15 protein-coding genes are annotated in these 12,533 nt (G+C 69.2%); 9 read left to right on the top strand and 6 right to left on the bottom strand.

Features of this window, described 5'->3' with window-relative positions; translation table 11 throughout:
* Positions 1-14: 14 nt before the first annotated feature.
* The 5 genes from ACRYA2_RS05140 (at position 15) to ACRYA2_RS05160 (ending at position 3,799) form a co-directional block, all read left to right on the top strand.
* Positions 15-359, top strand: a complete 345-nt coding sequence (locus ACRYA2_RS05140; protein ID WP_113277088.1) for a glutaredoxin family protein — start codon at positions 15-17, stop codon at positions 357-359.
* Positions 360-470: 111 nt separating this feature from the next.
* Positions 471-1,043, top strand: coding sequence for a DUF7110 family protein (locus ACRYA2_RS05145; RefSeq protein ID WP_113277087.1), 573 nt, complete (start codon positions 471-473; stop codon positions 1,041-1,043).
* Positions 1,044-1,167: 124 nt separating this feature from the next.
* A complete protein-coding gene (locus tag ACRYA2_RS05150; protein WP_433624915.1) occupies positions 1,168-1,944 on the top strand; it encodes an enoyl-CoA hydratase/isomerase family protein in 777 nt (258 codons plus the stop codon).
* Positions 1,945-2,031: 87 nt separating this feature from the next.
* Complete coding sequence (locus tag ACRYA2_RS05155; protein WP_433624917.1) at positions 2,032-3,471, top strand: glycosyltransferase; 1,440 nt, start codon at positions 2,032-2,034, stop codon at positions 3,469-3,471.
* Positions 3,472-3,508: 37 nt separating this feature from the next.
* Positions 3,509-3,799 carry a DUF8054 domain-containing protein gene (locus ACRYA2_RS05160; protein ID WP_433624919.1) on the top strand — a complete coding sequence of 97 codons (291 nt, stop codon included), beginning with the start codon at positions 3,509-3,511 and terminating at the stop codon, positions 3,797-3,799.
* 89 nt (positions 3,800-3,888) lie between these two features.
* Here the strand turns inward: ACRYA2_RS05160 and ACRYA2_RS05165 are convergent, their stop codons facing one another.
* A complete protein-coding gene (locus tag ACRYA2_RS05165; protein WP_433624921.1) occupies positions 3,889-5,151 on the bottom strand; it encodes an MFS transporter in 1,263 nt (420 codons plus the stop codon).
* A gap of 103 nt (positions 5,152-5,254) precedes the next feature.
* On the opposite strand from ACRYA2_RS05165, the gene ACRYA2_RS05170 reads away from it, so the two are divergent.
* Together ACRYA2_RS05170 and ACRYA2_RS05175 are read left to right on the top strand one after the other, a co-directional pair.
* Positions 5,255-6,490 (top strand): HAD family hydrolase, encoded by a 1,236-nt coding sequence (locus ACRYA2_RS05170; RefSeq protein ID WP_433624923.1) that lies wholly within the window; start codon positions 5,255-5,257, stop codon positions 6,488-6,490.
* Positions 6,491-6,546: 56 nt separating this feature from the next.
* Entirely contained in the window at positions 6,547-6,669 is a 123-nt protein-coding gene (locus ACRYA2_RS05175) for a hypothetical protein (protein WP_433624925.1), read from the top strand.
* Here ACRYA2_RS05175 and ACRYA2_RS05180 read toward each other — a convergent pair.
* From ACRYA2_RS05180 to ACRYA2_RS05200, 5 genes are all read right to left on the bottom strand, one after another.
* The gene (locus tag ACRYA2_RS05180) at positions 6,666-7,208 is read right to left on the bottom strand and encodes an NUDIX hydrolase (protein WP_433624927.1); all 543 of its coding nucleotides are present in this window, start codon (positions 7,206-7,208) and stop codon (positions 6,666-6,668) included. The two genes, ACRYA2_RS05175 and ACRYA2_RS05180, sit on opposite strands and share 4 nt — an antisense overlap.
* Positions 7,209-7,320: 112 nt before the next feature.
* Positions 7,321-7,872, bottom strand: a complete 552-nt coding sequence (locus ACRYA2_RS05185) for an NUDIX hydrolase (RefSeq protein ID WP_433624929.1) — start codon at positions 7,870-7,872, stop codon at positions 7,321-7,323.
* A gap of 59 nt (positions 7,873-7,931) precedes the next feature.
* Complete coding sequence (locus ACRYA2_RS05190; RefSeq protein WP_433624931.1) at positions 7,932-9,182, bottom strand: M20 family metallopeptidase; 1,251 nt, start codon at positions 9,180-9,182, stop codon at positions 7,932-7,934.
* The gene (locus ACRYA2_RS05195; RefSeq protein ID WP_433624933.1) at positions 9,175-10,581 is read right to left on the bottom strand and encodes an APC family permease; all 1,407 of its coding nucleotides are present in this window, start codon (positions 10,579-10,581) and stop codon (positions 9,175-9,177) included. Before ACRYA2_RS05195 ends, ACRYA2_RS05190 begins: the two co-directional genes overlap by 8 nt.
* Positions 10,582-10,718: 137 nt before the next feature.
* Positions 10,719-11,474 carry an inositol monophosphatase family protein gene (locus ACRYA2_RS05200; RefSeq protein WP_433624935.1) on the bottom strand — a complete coding sequence of 252 codons (756 nt, stop codon included), beginning with the start codon at positions 11,472-11,474 and terminating at the stop codon, positions 10,719-10,721.
* An 83-nt stretch (positions 11,475-11,557) separates the two neighbouring features.
* Here ACRYA2_RS05200 and ACRYA2_RS05205 point away from each other — a divergent pair, with 83 nt between their 5' ends.
* Both ACRYA2_RS05205 and ACRYA2_RS05210 read left to right on the top strand, forming a co-directional pair.
* A complete protein-coding gene (locus tag ACRYA2_RS05205) occupies positions 11,558-11,869 on the top strand; it encodes an MTH1187 family thiamine-binding protein (RefSeq protein WP_433624937.1) in 312 nt (103 codons plus the stop codon).
* Positions 11,870-12,251: 382 nt separating this feature from the next.
* Complete coding sequence (locus tag ACRYA2_RS05210; protein ID WP_433624939.1) at positions 12,252-12,521, top strand: DUF8113 family protein; 270 nt, start codon at positions 12,252-12,254, stop codon at positions 12,519-12,521.
* Positions 12,522-12,533: the final 12 nt, after the last annotated feature.

Consider the following 12,533-nt stretch of genomic DNA (forward strand, 5'->3'; position numbering starts at 1 on the left):
GCGAACGTAACCGTATGACGTTCACGCCCGGCGAGCAACTGAGTGCGGAGGAGGTCCGCGAACGCGTCGACACGCTGCTCGAAGACGAGGACGTGGTCCTCTTCATGAAGGGGACGCGGATGATGCCCCAGTGTGGCTACTCGCGGCGTGCGGTCGAGTTACTCGGCAAGCACCGCGAGGAGGAGTTCGAGACGGTGGACGTGCTCGACAACCTCGAAGCGTACCGCGAGGCGCTGGAACGCCACAGCGGCTGGGAGACGATTCCACAGACGTTCGTGAACGGCGAGTTCGTCGGCGGGAGCGATGTGCTGGCGGAGATGGACGAACGCGGCGACCTCGCCGAGACGCTCCGAACGTGAGGGGGTCAGGCGTCCGGTCGCCGCGCGCGCGACTGGAAGGACAGACCCTATAAGTTCGGAACGCGTACAGTACCGTGAACAGCCGATGGGAGACGGACCACACGACAACAAATGAGTCAGGTATACCGACTGCACTCGACGCTCGAACTGCCGCTGGAAACTGTCTACGACTACTTCGAGGAGGACCCGAAGCTACCCGGCGAAATAGACAGCGTCGACATCACGCGACGGAACAACACGCTCATCATCAGCGCCGTCTCGACCGACGAGAGCATCAGCAAGTACACGCCGACGGCGCAGCTGAAGGCGAGCGTGAACGAGACGCGAGTGTTCACCGAAGAGGAAGAAGAGCGACGCAACAAGCCCCAGTGGGGCGACGAAGTCGAGGAGGAGGAAGAGCCGCTGGGCGAACTCGTCGAGATGGCCGCGTTCAAGGGCGACCGCGAGACGGTGCTCCAGAACAGCGCACTCCAGTACCCCATGTTCGAGGTGCTCTGCAATCTCGCCCGACAGGCCGAGAAGGGGACGCTGACCGCCATCGCCGAGCGCAACGGCGAACTGGAGGCGACCCGCATCGTCGACGGCGAGGACCGCCCATCGTCCATCGAGGTCGTCGAAGGCCCGAGCAACGAGAACTCCTCGGGCGGCGGCGTCGACTGGCGCGACAACAAGTTCATCAGCTGACGCGGCACCCCGACGTCCCGCGGTCTACGCTTCTCTCTGTTCTCGCAGTAACCGTGAATGCGAGTCCGTCGGTCGACGCTCGACCTCCAGAACGCTTACCTCGCCGCCGGACGACGCTCCCTCCATGCCAGAGTCGGACACGATTCGACTGGACGTCGAGGACGGCGTCGCCACGCTCACCGTCGACCGGCCGGACCGACTGAACGCGATGAACGTCGAGACGCTGACGTCGCTGAAGGAGGCACTCGCGGAGGCCGAGGCGGCGGACGCCCACGCGCTCGTGCTGACGGGCGCGGGCGAGGACGCGTTTGTCGCCGGTGCGGACATCGGCTACATGCAGGACCTCTCGACGGCGGAGGCCCAGGCGTACGCGGAACTCGGCCACGAGGTGGCGGACGCCATCGAGACGTTCCCCGCCCCCGTCATCGCGGCCATCAACGGCTACGCCTTCGGCGGGGGCTGTGAACTCGCGCTCGCCTGCGACCTCCGGGTCGCCAGCGAGGACGCCGTGCTCGGCCAGACCGAAATCGACCTCGGCATCGTCCCCGGGTGGGGCGGGACCCAGCGCCTCTCGCGGCTGGTCGGCGACGAACTCGCGCGCCGACTGGTCTTCTTCGGCGAGCGCGTCGACGCCCAGGACGCCCACGAGATGGGGCTGGTCGGCGACGTCGTCGCCCACGACCAGCTGGACGACTACGTCGCGGAGATGGCGGACGACCTCGCGGCGAAGCCCGCGTTCGCGCTGGAGGCGGCGAAGGAGGCGCTGAACCAGGTCCACGAGAGCGACCAGACGGCGGGACTGCGCTACGAGCGGCGGCTCTGGAGTTCGCTGTTCGGCACGCACGACCAGCGCGAAGGGATGGCGGCGTTCGTCGAGGACCGGGAACCGGAGTTCGAGTAGTCCGTCTCCTCGGCATCCGGCCGAGAACTGTAGCACAAATTTAATTTAGCTCCGCTGGGCACGCCTATCCGAAGGAGATTCCACGCTATGCCCTCCACAGTTGCAGTCGCTCACTATCCGGAAGGCGCGGGTCACGCGACCCGGATGGTCGCCATCGCGAACGCGCTCGAAGCGTCCGGAGCCGAGGTGCTGATGGCCGGCGGTGGAGCGGGCACTGAGTTCGTCGCGCTGAACGGCTACGACGAGTTCGAACCCGCCGTCGTCGACTACGTCGACACCTACCAGGAGGGGTCGCTGGGCCGCGTCGTCTCGGAGAGCGTCCCCGCGAGCGCCGACCGGGTGACCGACTACGTCGGGTGGCTGCGCGAGACCGACCCGGACGCCCTCGTCACCGACGACATGTTCGCGGCGATGGCCGCCCAGCGCACGGGCACGCCGCTGTACGTAGTCAAACACGACGCGCCCGGCCTCTACCGGGACCGCCTCGAACGAACCGGGGCCGCGTTCCACACGAAGTTCCAGCTCGCGACGGCGCGGGAGTTCTTCTACCCGGCCGTCTGGTCCCCCTCCGCCGTCGACCCGGCGAACGCGACGCGCGTCCCGCCGGTCGCGCTCGACGGCGACGGGAAAGCGGTCGACGCCCCGGACGTCGTGCTAGTTCCGAGCTACTTCTCGGAACTGGACCGCGTCGCCGACCTTCTCGAACGCCGGGGCTACGACGTTCTCGACGTGAGCGACGACGACTGGGAGCCGGTCCCGTCGCTGCTCCCCTACATCCGCGGTGCGGACGCCGTAGTCTGCTCGGGGTACTCGACCGTCATGGACGCCGCGGTCGCGGGGACGCCCTGCGTCGTCGTTCCGGCGACGGGCGAACAGGAGGCCGTCGCCGAGATGTTGGACCGGTCGGACACCGCCGGGTTCGCCGTGGCCGACGAACCGCTCGACGTTCTCGACGCGGTTTCGTCGCCGCCGGACGCGCCCGCCTACGAGAACGGCGCGGACGTCGTCGCGGAGCAGGTGCTGGACGACCTCCGGGAAGCGGAGGACGACGCGTCGAGTCTGCGGGGGGTGGCGTCGGCGGCGCGGTCCAACCTCGTGGGGAGGGGCGAACGCGCCGCCGGCGCTTCCGTCGCCGCAGTGGGTCTCGCGGGGGTCGTCGCACAGCAAGTGGCCGCACGCAACAGCTACCTTCGCATCGAACGGTCGCTACCCACGTACGCGGGCGGCGTCAGCGAACTCTTCCTGGTCGCCGCCGTGGCCATCGTCGCCATGGCGGCGCTCGGTGCGGCCGTCGACGCCGGACTCGTCCCCTCTATCCTCCTCGCCAGCGGTCCGGTGGTCGGCTGGGCGACCAACCACTGGGCGTCGGCGGTCGCGCCGCACTACGCGGTCACGTTCCCCCTGGAGATGGCCCTCCTCTACGGGGGTGTCCTCGGGACCGTCGGCTACGTCCTGGGAACCGGGCTGAGAGAACTGACGCCGTCGGTACCGTGGGCGAGCGACCGGTTCGGTCGTCCCCGGACGTAACGGTAGTTAGCAGTACGTCAACGAACCCGCGGCCACGGTGCTTCGGGACGGGACGCCGGTCGCCGTCTGGCCCTCGGAGGCAGCGCTGGTCGCCGACGTGGCTGCTGGCCCGTTGCTCCGCGAGCGACTCCCTCGATGGGACGCGTGGGACCTCGGTGACCGGGGGCAACTCCTCCACGCGGTGCGGGTGTTCCTGGAACGATGTCCGAACTGCGACGGCGAACTCGCGTTAGCGGAGGAGACGGTGGAGTCGTGTTGTCGAACTGCCGAGGTCGTCACGCTCACCTGCCGGGCGTGCGACACCCCGGTTCTCGAAGTCGCGGTCTGAACCGGGCGGTGAGCGACGGACCGTCCGTCGACCGTCGCAGCGAGGAGACGGGTATCGGCTCTCTACCCCGCCTACCGGTAGCGCAGTCGCTAGTCCTGCGGAGCGGCCTGGGGGTCGCTGGCCTCCCGGGACACCGTCTCCTCGACCTGCGAGTACACCAGCAGCGCGGCGACCGCGGCCAGCGTCGCGCCGAACGCGAACGGCGTGGCGAAGCCGAACCGGACGAGGAACCCCGACGCGAGCGGACCGACGGCGGTGCCGAGTCCGAACGCCATCGTCAGCACGGAGAGTTGCGTGCCGGACTGGCCCTCGCGCGCCAGGTCGCCGGCGAGCGCGAGCGCGGGAGCGAACACCAGCGCGCCCGCGACCCCCTGGACGAGACGCGCGAGGAGCATCCCGGTCGAGGTGGCGACGAACCCTTGGACGAGCGTGGACGGGACGAGCAGGACGAGGCCGGCGAGGATGAACGGCCGGCGACCGTAGCGGTCGCTGGCGCTGCCGACGGGCGTCTGGAGGACGACCTGCGCGAGGACGAACACAGCGAACTGGAGGCCGAACCACGTCTTGCCCTGCGAGAGGCGCTCGTTGATGCGCGGTTCGATGGTCGACAACAGCGCGATGCTGACCGCGAGAAACAGCGTCGCCAGTCCGAGCGTGAACACTGGGTCGAGTCCGCCGTCTCCGTCGCGCAGCGAGACGGAGAGGTCCTCGCCCGCGTTCGCCTCCGTGCTCTCGGGGTCGTTGACGAGCAGGGTGACGAGCAGGTAGCTGACGAGCGCGCCGACCGCCGCCACGTAGAACGCGGCTTCGAACCCGTTGACGGCGAAGCCGCCGAACGAGTACGGCCCGAGTTCCACCACCGATCCGGCGGCGATGGGCCCCATTCCGAAGCCGAGCAGGCGAAACGTGTTGAAGACGCCCATGTTGCCGCCCCGGGTGTCGGTCGTCGCGAGTTCGTTCACCAGTGCGATGGTGCAGGGGATGGTGAACGCGACGCCGACGCCCTGGAGGGCGCGGACGACGATGAGCGAGAGGTACGTCCCCGCGAACGCGTAGGCGACGTTCGTCACGACGAGAACGGCGAGGCCGAAGAGGATGAACGCCTTGCGCTTGCCCGTCCGGTCGGAGAGCCGGCCCGCGAACGGCTGCGTGAAGCTGTTGAGGAAGCCGAACAGCGAGAGGACGACGCCGGTGACCATCGTCTGCGTGAGGCCGAACGCCGACCCCGAGACGGCTCCCTCGGCGATGTACACCGGGAGAACGACGATGAGGAAGGAGTTGCCGACCGCGTCGGCCATCCGGGCCAGCGCCAGCGCGAGCACTCGCCGATCTGTCTCCAGCAACGACGACATCTCGATTCGAAGTACTCGGTCTCCGCTGAAGACGATTGTGATGGCGGGGGCGGAAACTGTGACGGTCCCCGAACTTTATCCCCGAGAGCGACCCACTACCGCCATGGAACGGTACGACGCGCTCTTCCGCCTCTACGACGAGTTCGACACGGACACGCTGCGCGCCTACAAGGACTTCGTGGATCTGTTCCCGCCCGTCGACTCGCGGGTCGCGCTCGACCACTGGCAGTCGGCCAGCGACGACATGGAGGAACGGAAAGACGCCATCCGGGACGCCTTCGACGCGGGCGAGACGTACGCCGACGTGGCCGCGCACGCGACCCGTGACCAGGCGTTCACGGCGCTCGACCTGTACAACTCCCACGGGCGCCCGGTGAACGCGCTGGTGCTCGACGTGGACGAGACGCTGCGCTCCGCCGGCGGGACGGACAACGAGATACCACGGGAGACGCTGCACCTGCTCACGGAGTTCCACGAGCGCGGCGTCCCCATCGTCGTCTGCACCGGCCAGACCCTGGAGAACGTCAAGGGCTTCGCCATCCAGGGGCTGGGCAACGAGCTGGTCCACTCCGGCGACGTGAGCATCGTCTACGAGGCCGGGACGGGCGTCTTCACGCCCGGTCACGGCGCGGACACGAAGCGTCTGCTGTACGAGGACCTGGACGAGGAGATTCGCGACGCCTTCGACGAGATACGGTCGCGCGTGCTCTCCGACGCCCCGGACGAGTTGCGCCGGTGTACCCACCTCCAGGGTAACGAGTTCAACGTGACCATGAAGCCGAACTTCGAGACCGGCAGTCCGGACGCGGTGGAGGTCATCGACGACGCGCTCGTCCACATGCTCAACTTGCTCGGCGAGACGGTCGCCGGCGAGGACGCGTCGGCCGGCCCCGACTGGGCGCGCGCCCACTACGCCGCCGAGGACCCCGAGATACGGGGCGTCCTGGAGAGCCGGGGCGACACCGCGGACTGCGACCCGGCGGACGTGCCCGAGGACGTCCGGGCCACCTTCGAGCGCGTCGACGTGGCGTACTACGAGGGCGACGCCGCGGAGATCGGTAGTCTGGAACTGAACAAGGTGGTCGGCGTGGAGGCCGCGCTGGAGGTGCTGGGCGTCGACGACCCATTCACGCTCGTGATGGGCGACAGCAAGAGCGACCTCCGGGTCATGGAGTGGGTGGCGGAGCACGACGCCGGCATCGCGGCCGCGCCGGAACACGCCTCCCGCGACGTGCTCGACCACGTCATCCGGACGGACGAACTCATCTTCGACCGGGGCAAGGCCGGCGACGTGCTCCGGACCGTCTACGCGCTCGACCGCCTCGCCAGCCTCGGGTGAGTCGGCGGAGCCCGGAGAACGCTTTAGTGGCTCGCGCCCGTATCTCGGTACTCGATATGGGTCGCAAGGTACCAACCCACATGGCGTTCCTGGGCGACGAGGAGCGGGAGGAGCGCGACGACGAGACGGCCGGTCGCCGCGCACCGATGCTCCGGGCGGTCTGTAAAGGCAGGCGCTAGAGCAGGCCCTCCTCGCGGGCGAGCAGCAGCGGCGTGAGCGTCCACCCGTTCGTCGGTTCCCCGCGGGCCGTCTCGATGGCCTCTTCTACCGGCACCGTGACGACGTCGACGAACTCGCCCTCGTCGGTGTCCTGTTCGCCCGGTGTCAGCCCGTCGGCGAAGACGACGCCGCGCTCCTTGCGGAGCCAGCCCTCCGAGTAGTAGCGCTGGAGCAGTTCGACGGCGGCGGCGCGGTAGCCCGTCTCCTCCCGGAGTTCGCGCCGGCCCGCTTCCTCGAAGGACTCGCCTGGGTCGACGGCGCCGACCGGACAGGACCGGAACCGCTCGCGCTGGCGCGGTCGGTACTGTTCGACCATCACCACCTCGCCCTCGTGGACCGCGACGATGGAGACGGAGTCGCCGGGCGAGAGCCAGTAGTAGTTCGCGCGCTCGCCGCCCGGTCGCTCGACGCGGTCGTAGCCCGCGTCGAAGTACTCGGTCTCCCAGGTGACCGTCGAGTCGTGGACCGGCCACTCCGCCTCGCGCTGGTCGTCGGTCATGCCGACTCCTGTCCGCGCGTGGCCCAAGTCGGTTCCGGCCTCTCGCGGTCGCGTTCCCCGGACGCCGGCAGTGTCGGCGCTAACGTCCGGCAGCCGGGCGATTCCTCCCGGTTCACAGCAGGCCCTCCTCGCGGGCGAGCAACAGCGCCTCGATGGTGGCGTCGTTCGTCGGGGGCTCGCGCGCGGCCGAAAGCGCCTCCTCGACCGGTAGCGCGCGGACCGAGAGGAACTCGTTGTCGTCCAGGTCGCGCTCGACGGGCGTCAGCCCTTCGGCGTAGACGATGCCGCGCTCGTGGCGCAACACGCCGGTCGCCACGTCGAAGCGCTCCAGCAGCGCGAGACCGTCCGGGTCGAACCCCGTCTCTTCCCGGAGTTCGCGCCGGGCCGCCTCCGTGTAGGACTCGCCGTCCTCGACGATGCCGGCGGGGCACTCCAGACAGGTCTCCCGGACGGTGGGACGGTACTGCTCGACGAACACCACCTCGTCGGCGGCGTGCGCGAGGACGACGACCGCGGGCGGCAGTTCCGCCCAGTAGTACTTCTTCGTCGAGCCGTCCGGCTGTTCGACGAGGTCGTAGCCGCCGGTGTACCAGCCCGTCTCGTACTCGACTCGCGATTCGAGAACCGGCCAGTCGTGGTCGGCGTGATCCGTCTCGTCGCTCATGGACGGCGTCTACTCGCGCGGAGAAGTAAAGGGGTGAGGCCGAGACGGGTCGATCCCGCTCAGCCCACGAACCGCCGGGCCCCCTCGGCGACGATGCGGGCGGTCTCGACCACCTCGTCGGTGTAGACGAACTCGCCCGCGCCGTGGATGTTCTCGCCGTCCGGACCGACGATGACGGTCGGCAACTCGGCGCGGTGACCGAGGTAGTTGAAATCGCCGACGCTGGCGAAGTAGCCGTACTCGGGGTCGACGCCCGCGACCGAGCGCGTCGCGTCCGCGAGCGCGCCGACGAGCGCGTGGTCCGGGTCGGTGACGTAGGGTCCGTAGACGATGCCGGGGTCGGGAGCCTCCCTGAAGCCGACCTCGACCTCGCTCCCGACGTCGAGGGACGCTATCGCGGCCTCGGCCTGCTCGCGCACCAGGTCCTCGTCCTCGCCGGGGACGACGTGGCGGTCGACCATCAGGCGGGCGCGCTCGGGCACCGAGAGCGTCTGGCTACCGCCCTCCAGCATGAGCGGGCAGACAGAGCCGTCGCCGAGTTTCGGATGCGAGCCGACGTCCATCTCCGAGAGCGCCTCCGCGACGCGCCCGGCGTCCACGACCGCGTTGACGCCCTCGTTTGGCTGTGAGCCGTGCGCGGCGCGACCGCGGACCTCGACGTCGTAGAGGAATCGTCCCCGGGCCCCGAGCAGGAGCGCGGGATTGTCGACGTCCTCCTGGGCGAGGATGGGTCCCGGTTCGGTGACGACGGCGGCGTCGCAGTCCTCGATGCGGCCGTCCCGGATGAGTCGGTCGGTGCCGAGGCCGTACGGTCCCTCCTCGTCCACCACGGCGGTCAGCACCACGTCGCCGGCGAGGTCGGCGTCGGCCAGTGCGTCGAACGCGACCATGACCGCCGCGAGGCCGCCCTTCATGTCGCAGGCCCCCTGGCCATACAGTTTGCCGTCCTCGATGCGACCCGAGCAGGGGTCTTCCTCCCAGTCCTCGACGAGTTTCACGGTATCCATGTGGGCGTTGAGGAGCACGGTCGCCGCGTCGGGGTCGCTCCCCTCCAGTCGCGCGACGACGTTGTCGCCCTCGTACTCCGTGATGTCCGGCTCACTGACGTGGTGGTACTCCGGGTCGAGGTCGCGGGCGTAGAGCCACTCGTAGACGAACGCCGCGAGGTCGTGCTCCTCGAAGTACGGCGAGGGGATGCGGACCATCTCCTGCAGGAGGTCGACGGTCTCGTCGGCGTCGATGGCGTCCGCGACCGCTCCTGCCCCGCCCCCGACCGCGGGTCCCTCGTCCGTCGCGGCCCCGTCAGTCATCCGAGGGACCTCCCCGGACGGTCGGGTCCTCGCGCTCGTCGCTCGCGACGCCCGGCAGCGTGTCGAGGATGGCGCCGACGTCGGTCCCGCGCTGCTGGCCGAGATACCAGTAGACGGAGAAGACGACGACGCCGACGGCGAGCCACGGGACGTAGATGCTCAGCGACCCCTTGTACGCCTCGGACAGGAGTCCGGCGGCGCCGACGGCGCCGACGACGCCCGTCACGGGGGTGAGCCAGCCGTAGTCGAAGCCGGCCTGCTCGACGAGGTCCGAGCGGTTCCAGCGCACGTACAGCAGGGTTACCGACACCGCACAGTAGGCGATGAGGTAGCTGAACGTGGCGATGGCCAGCGCCTGGCTCAATCCCGTGCTCCAGAACGTCAGTCCCGCGGCGACGACGTACAGCGTCAGGAGCGACCAGTGCGGCGTGCCGAACCGGTCGTTAGTGGCCGAGAACTGCTTCGGGAACACCTCGTCCCAGGACCACGAGTACGGCATCTTGATGCCGGCGGCCATCACGGCGTGGACGCTGGAGGCGGTGGCGAGCAGTCCGCCGAACGCGACGACGGCGGTGGCGCTGTCGCCGAGGAACGCCTCCGCCGCGGTCGCCAGCGGCCGGTCGGAGTTCGCCAGCACGGTGTAGTCGCCGACGACGCCGTAGATGACGGCGGCGGTCCAGATGTAGAGGACGATGAGCACGAACGTCCCGCCGACCATCGCCAGCGGGAGGTTCCGGGAGGGGTTTTTCACCTCCGCCCCCATCTGGCCCGCGACGGCTATGCCGATGTACGCGTAGAACAGCGGGACGGCGGCGGCGACGAACCCGTCGAACCCGCCCGTGAAGAACGGCTGGTAGTTCGCCGGGTCGACGCTGAACGACCCGGGAATGACGAGCACGAGGATGGCCAGCATCAGCACGGCGAAGATGGCGTTCTGGCTGACGCTGTACTCCTTCGTGCCGACGATGTTGACGAGAAAGAGGACGGTCAACAGCGCGAATCCGGCTATCTTCGGGTCGACGGCCGGATAGAACACCTGGAGATAGCTACCGAAGCCGAGCGCGAGCACCGCGTCGGCGGCCATGTACCCGAGCCACTTCGACCACGTCACGAGGAAGCCCGGCAGCCGACTGTCGAACGTCCGGGAGACGTAGGCGTACGACCCCGCGGCGGCCGGGAAGATGGTCGCCATCCAGCTGTAGTTCACCGCGATGCTCATCGCGAGGATGCCCGACAGCACGACCACGAGGATGACGCTCGGGCCGGTCGTGCTGCTGGCCGTCCCGAGCGTGACGAACAGTCCGGCCCCGAGCGTCCCCGCGACGACAGTACTCATCGCGCCGAACAGTCCCATCTCCCGCGCGAGGCTGTTTTCGTCTCGCCCCTGTTGGGATGACATATGGTATCACAGGACGACACTCGCGCTTAATCCCCGTCCCTAGCATAGTCGGTCGCCGCGCGACGCTCGTCGTCCGACCCGCTACCGGCCGCTCGCGGCGGTCGCTCCCCGCCCCGACCGGACCGGTGTCGACGTACTCACGTCAGCGCGTCGCACAGGCCGTCGAGCGACGCCTCGCTCCCGGCGGCGACGAACAGGTCGCCCTCGCGGTGGCAGTGCGCGCCGCTCTCCGCCGCTAGCAGCCAGCCGGCGTGTTGCTCGATGGCGTCGGGGTGGAAGGCGACGACCGCCTCAATGTCGCCCCGGGCGAGCAGCCCCCAGTCGAGCGCGGGCGCCCAGCTCTCCCACACGCGCTTGCACCGGCCGGCGAGCGCGCCCTTCAGCTCCTCGCTGCGGGCTCGCAGGTCCGCGTCCTCGACCGCATCGAGGCCGACGACGAACGCCACCGTCGCGCCGTCGAGCGGCACGTCGCTGTCGGCGCGGGCCGGGCCGCCGTCGTAGGTCGCGCCCTCGCCGCGGCGCGCGACGTAGGTGTCGTCGTGAAGCGGGTCGTGGACCACGCCGAGCACTGGGTCACCCTCGTGGAGGAGCGCGACCGCGGTGCCGAAGTAGGGGATGCCCGCACAGAAGTTGTTCGTCCCGTCCAGCGGGTCGACTATCCAGCGGTACGGCGCGTCGCCGTCCCGTTCGCCGGACTCCTCGGCGTAGACCGCGTGGTCGGGATACGCGGTCGTGAGAACGTCGAGCGCCCGGCGTTCGGCCCCACGGTCCGCCTCGGCTTTCACGTCCCTGGGACCGTAGTCGGCGGTCGTCTCGGCTCGCTCGAACTCAGCGACGAGATACTCGCCCGCCGCCTCGCAGGCCGCCACTGCGGCCTCTCCGAACGCGTCCATGTCCGGAGGTCGAAGCGCGACGGAAAAACCGTTCGGATTTCGGAGCCCGTAGAGTTAGGCCGTCGGAGACACGAGGTCGGACCATGACAGTCATCGCACTGCTGAGCGTCGCGCCGGTCGTCGAAGACAGCATGGCCGAGGAGGTCGCGGAGGCCGTGGCCGCCCTCGACGAGTTCGACGTCTCCTACGAGACGAACCCCATGGGGACCGTCGTCGAAGCCGAAGACGTCGACACGCTGCTCGACGCCGTCGCCGCCGCCCACAAGGCCGTCGACGCGGACCGGGTGAGCACCTTCCTGAAGATAGACGACAAGCGGACGACCGACGAACGCGCCCGCGAGAAGGTGGACGCCGTCGAACGCGAACTCGGGCGGGAAGCGAAGCGCGAACGGTGAGGAGAGCAAGCGACCGACGCTGGTTCCATCGAACTCCCTTCGGCGGACGCTGACGCGGCCGTCGGCCCGGCCGCGGCGTGAATCGACGGTCCGCGGCGACGGGACTTCGAGGAGTCGCCGTCTCAGAACGGCGGTTCGAGGGCCGGCGCGTCCCGCCGCACGTACCGTCCCAGCACGAACGCGACGACGAGGACGCCGACGAGGAACGCAATCGACCGAATTCGTGTCATCGGTCGACTGTGCGAGGTCGAGCAACTAATACTCCCGCGTCGCGGTCCGCACCAGCGGGCGGGGAACGCGACGACTGCGCGACGAGAACAGGACTGCGCGCCGACGGCGGCCATCGAAGGGTTGAGGGAGCGCCGTTCCGTTCTCCGGGACGATGGAAGACCTCCAGTTCGAGGAGCTTCAGGAACGGGCTGCCGAAGCGGTCACCGGGGACGAACTCGTCTCGGTGTACGCCGGACTCGTTCGCGAGGACGGTCAGCACGAGTACTACTTCGGGAACGACGTCGAAGACGAGAAGCTGCGGGAGACGGCCACCGTCCAGTTGGGGATGATGCTCCGAGTGCTCGCGGACCGCTCCGACAGCACCGTCGAGGAGATCACCGAACTCGCTGCCGAGCGCGCCGAGCAGATGCAGCTTCGGTGAACCGACTGGGTT

This window comes from Halomicrococcus pelagicus (assembly GCF_050954125.1).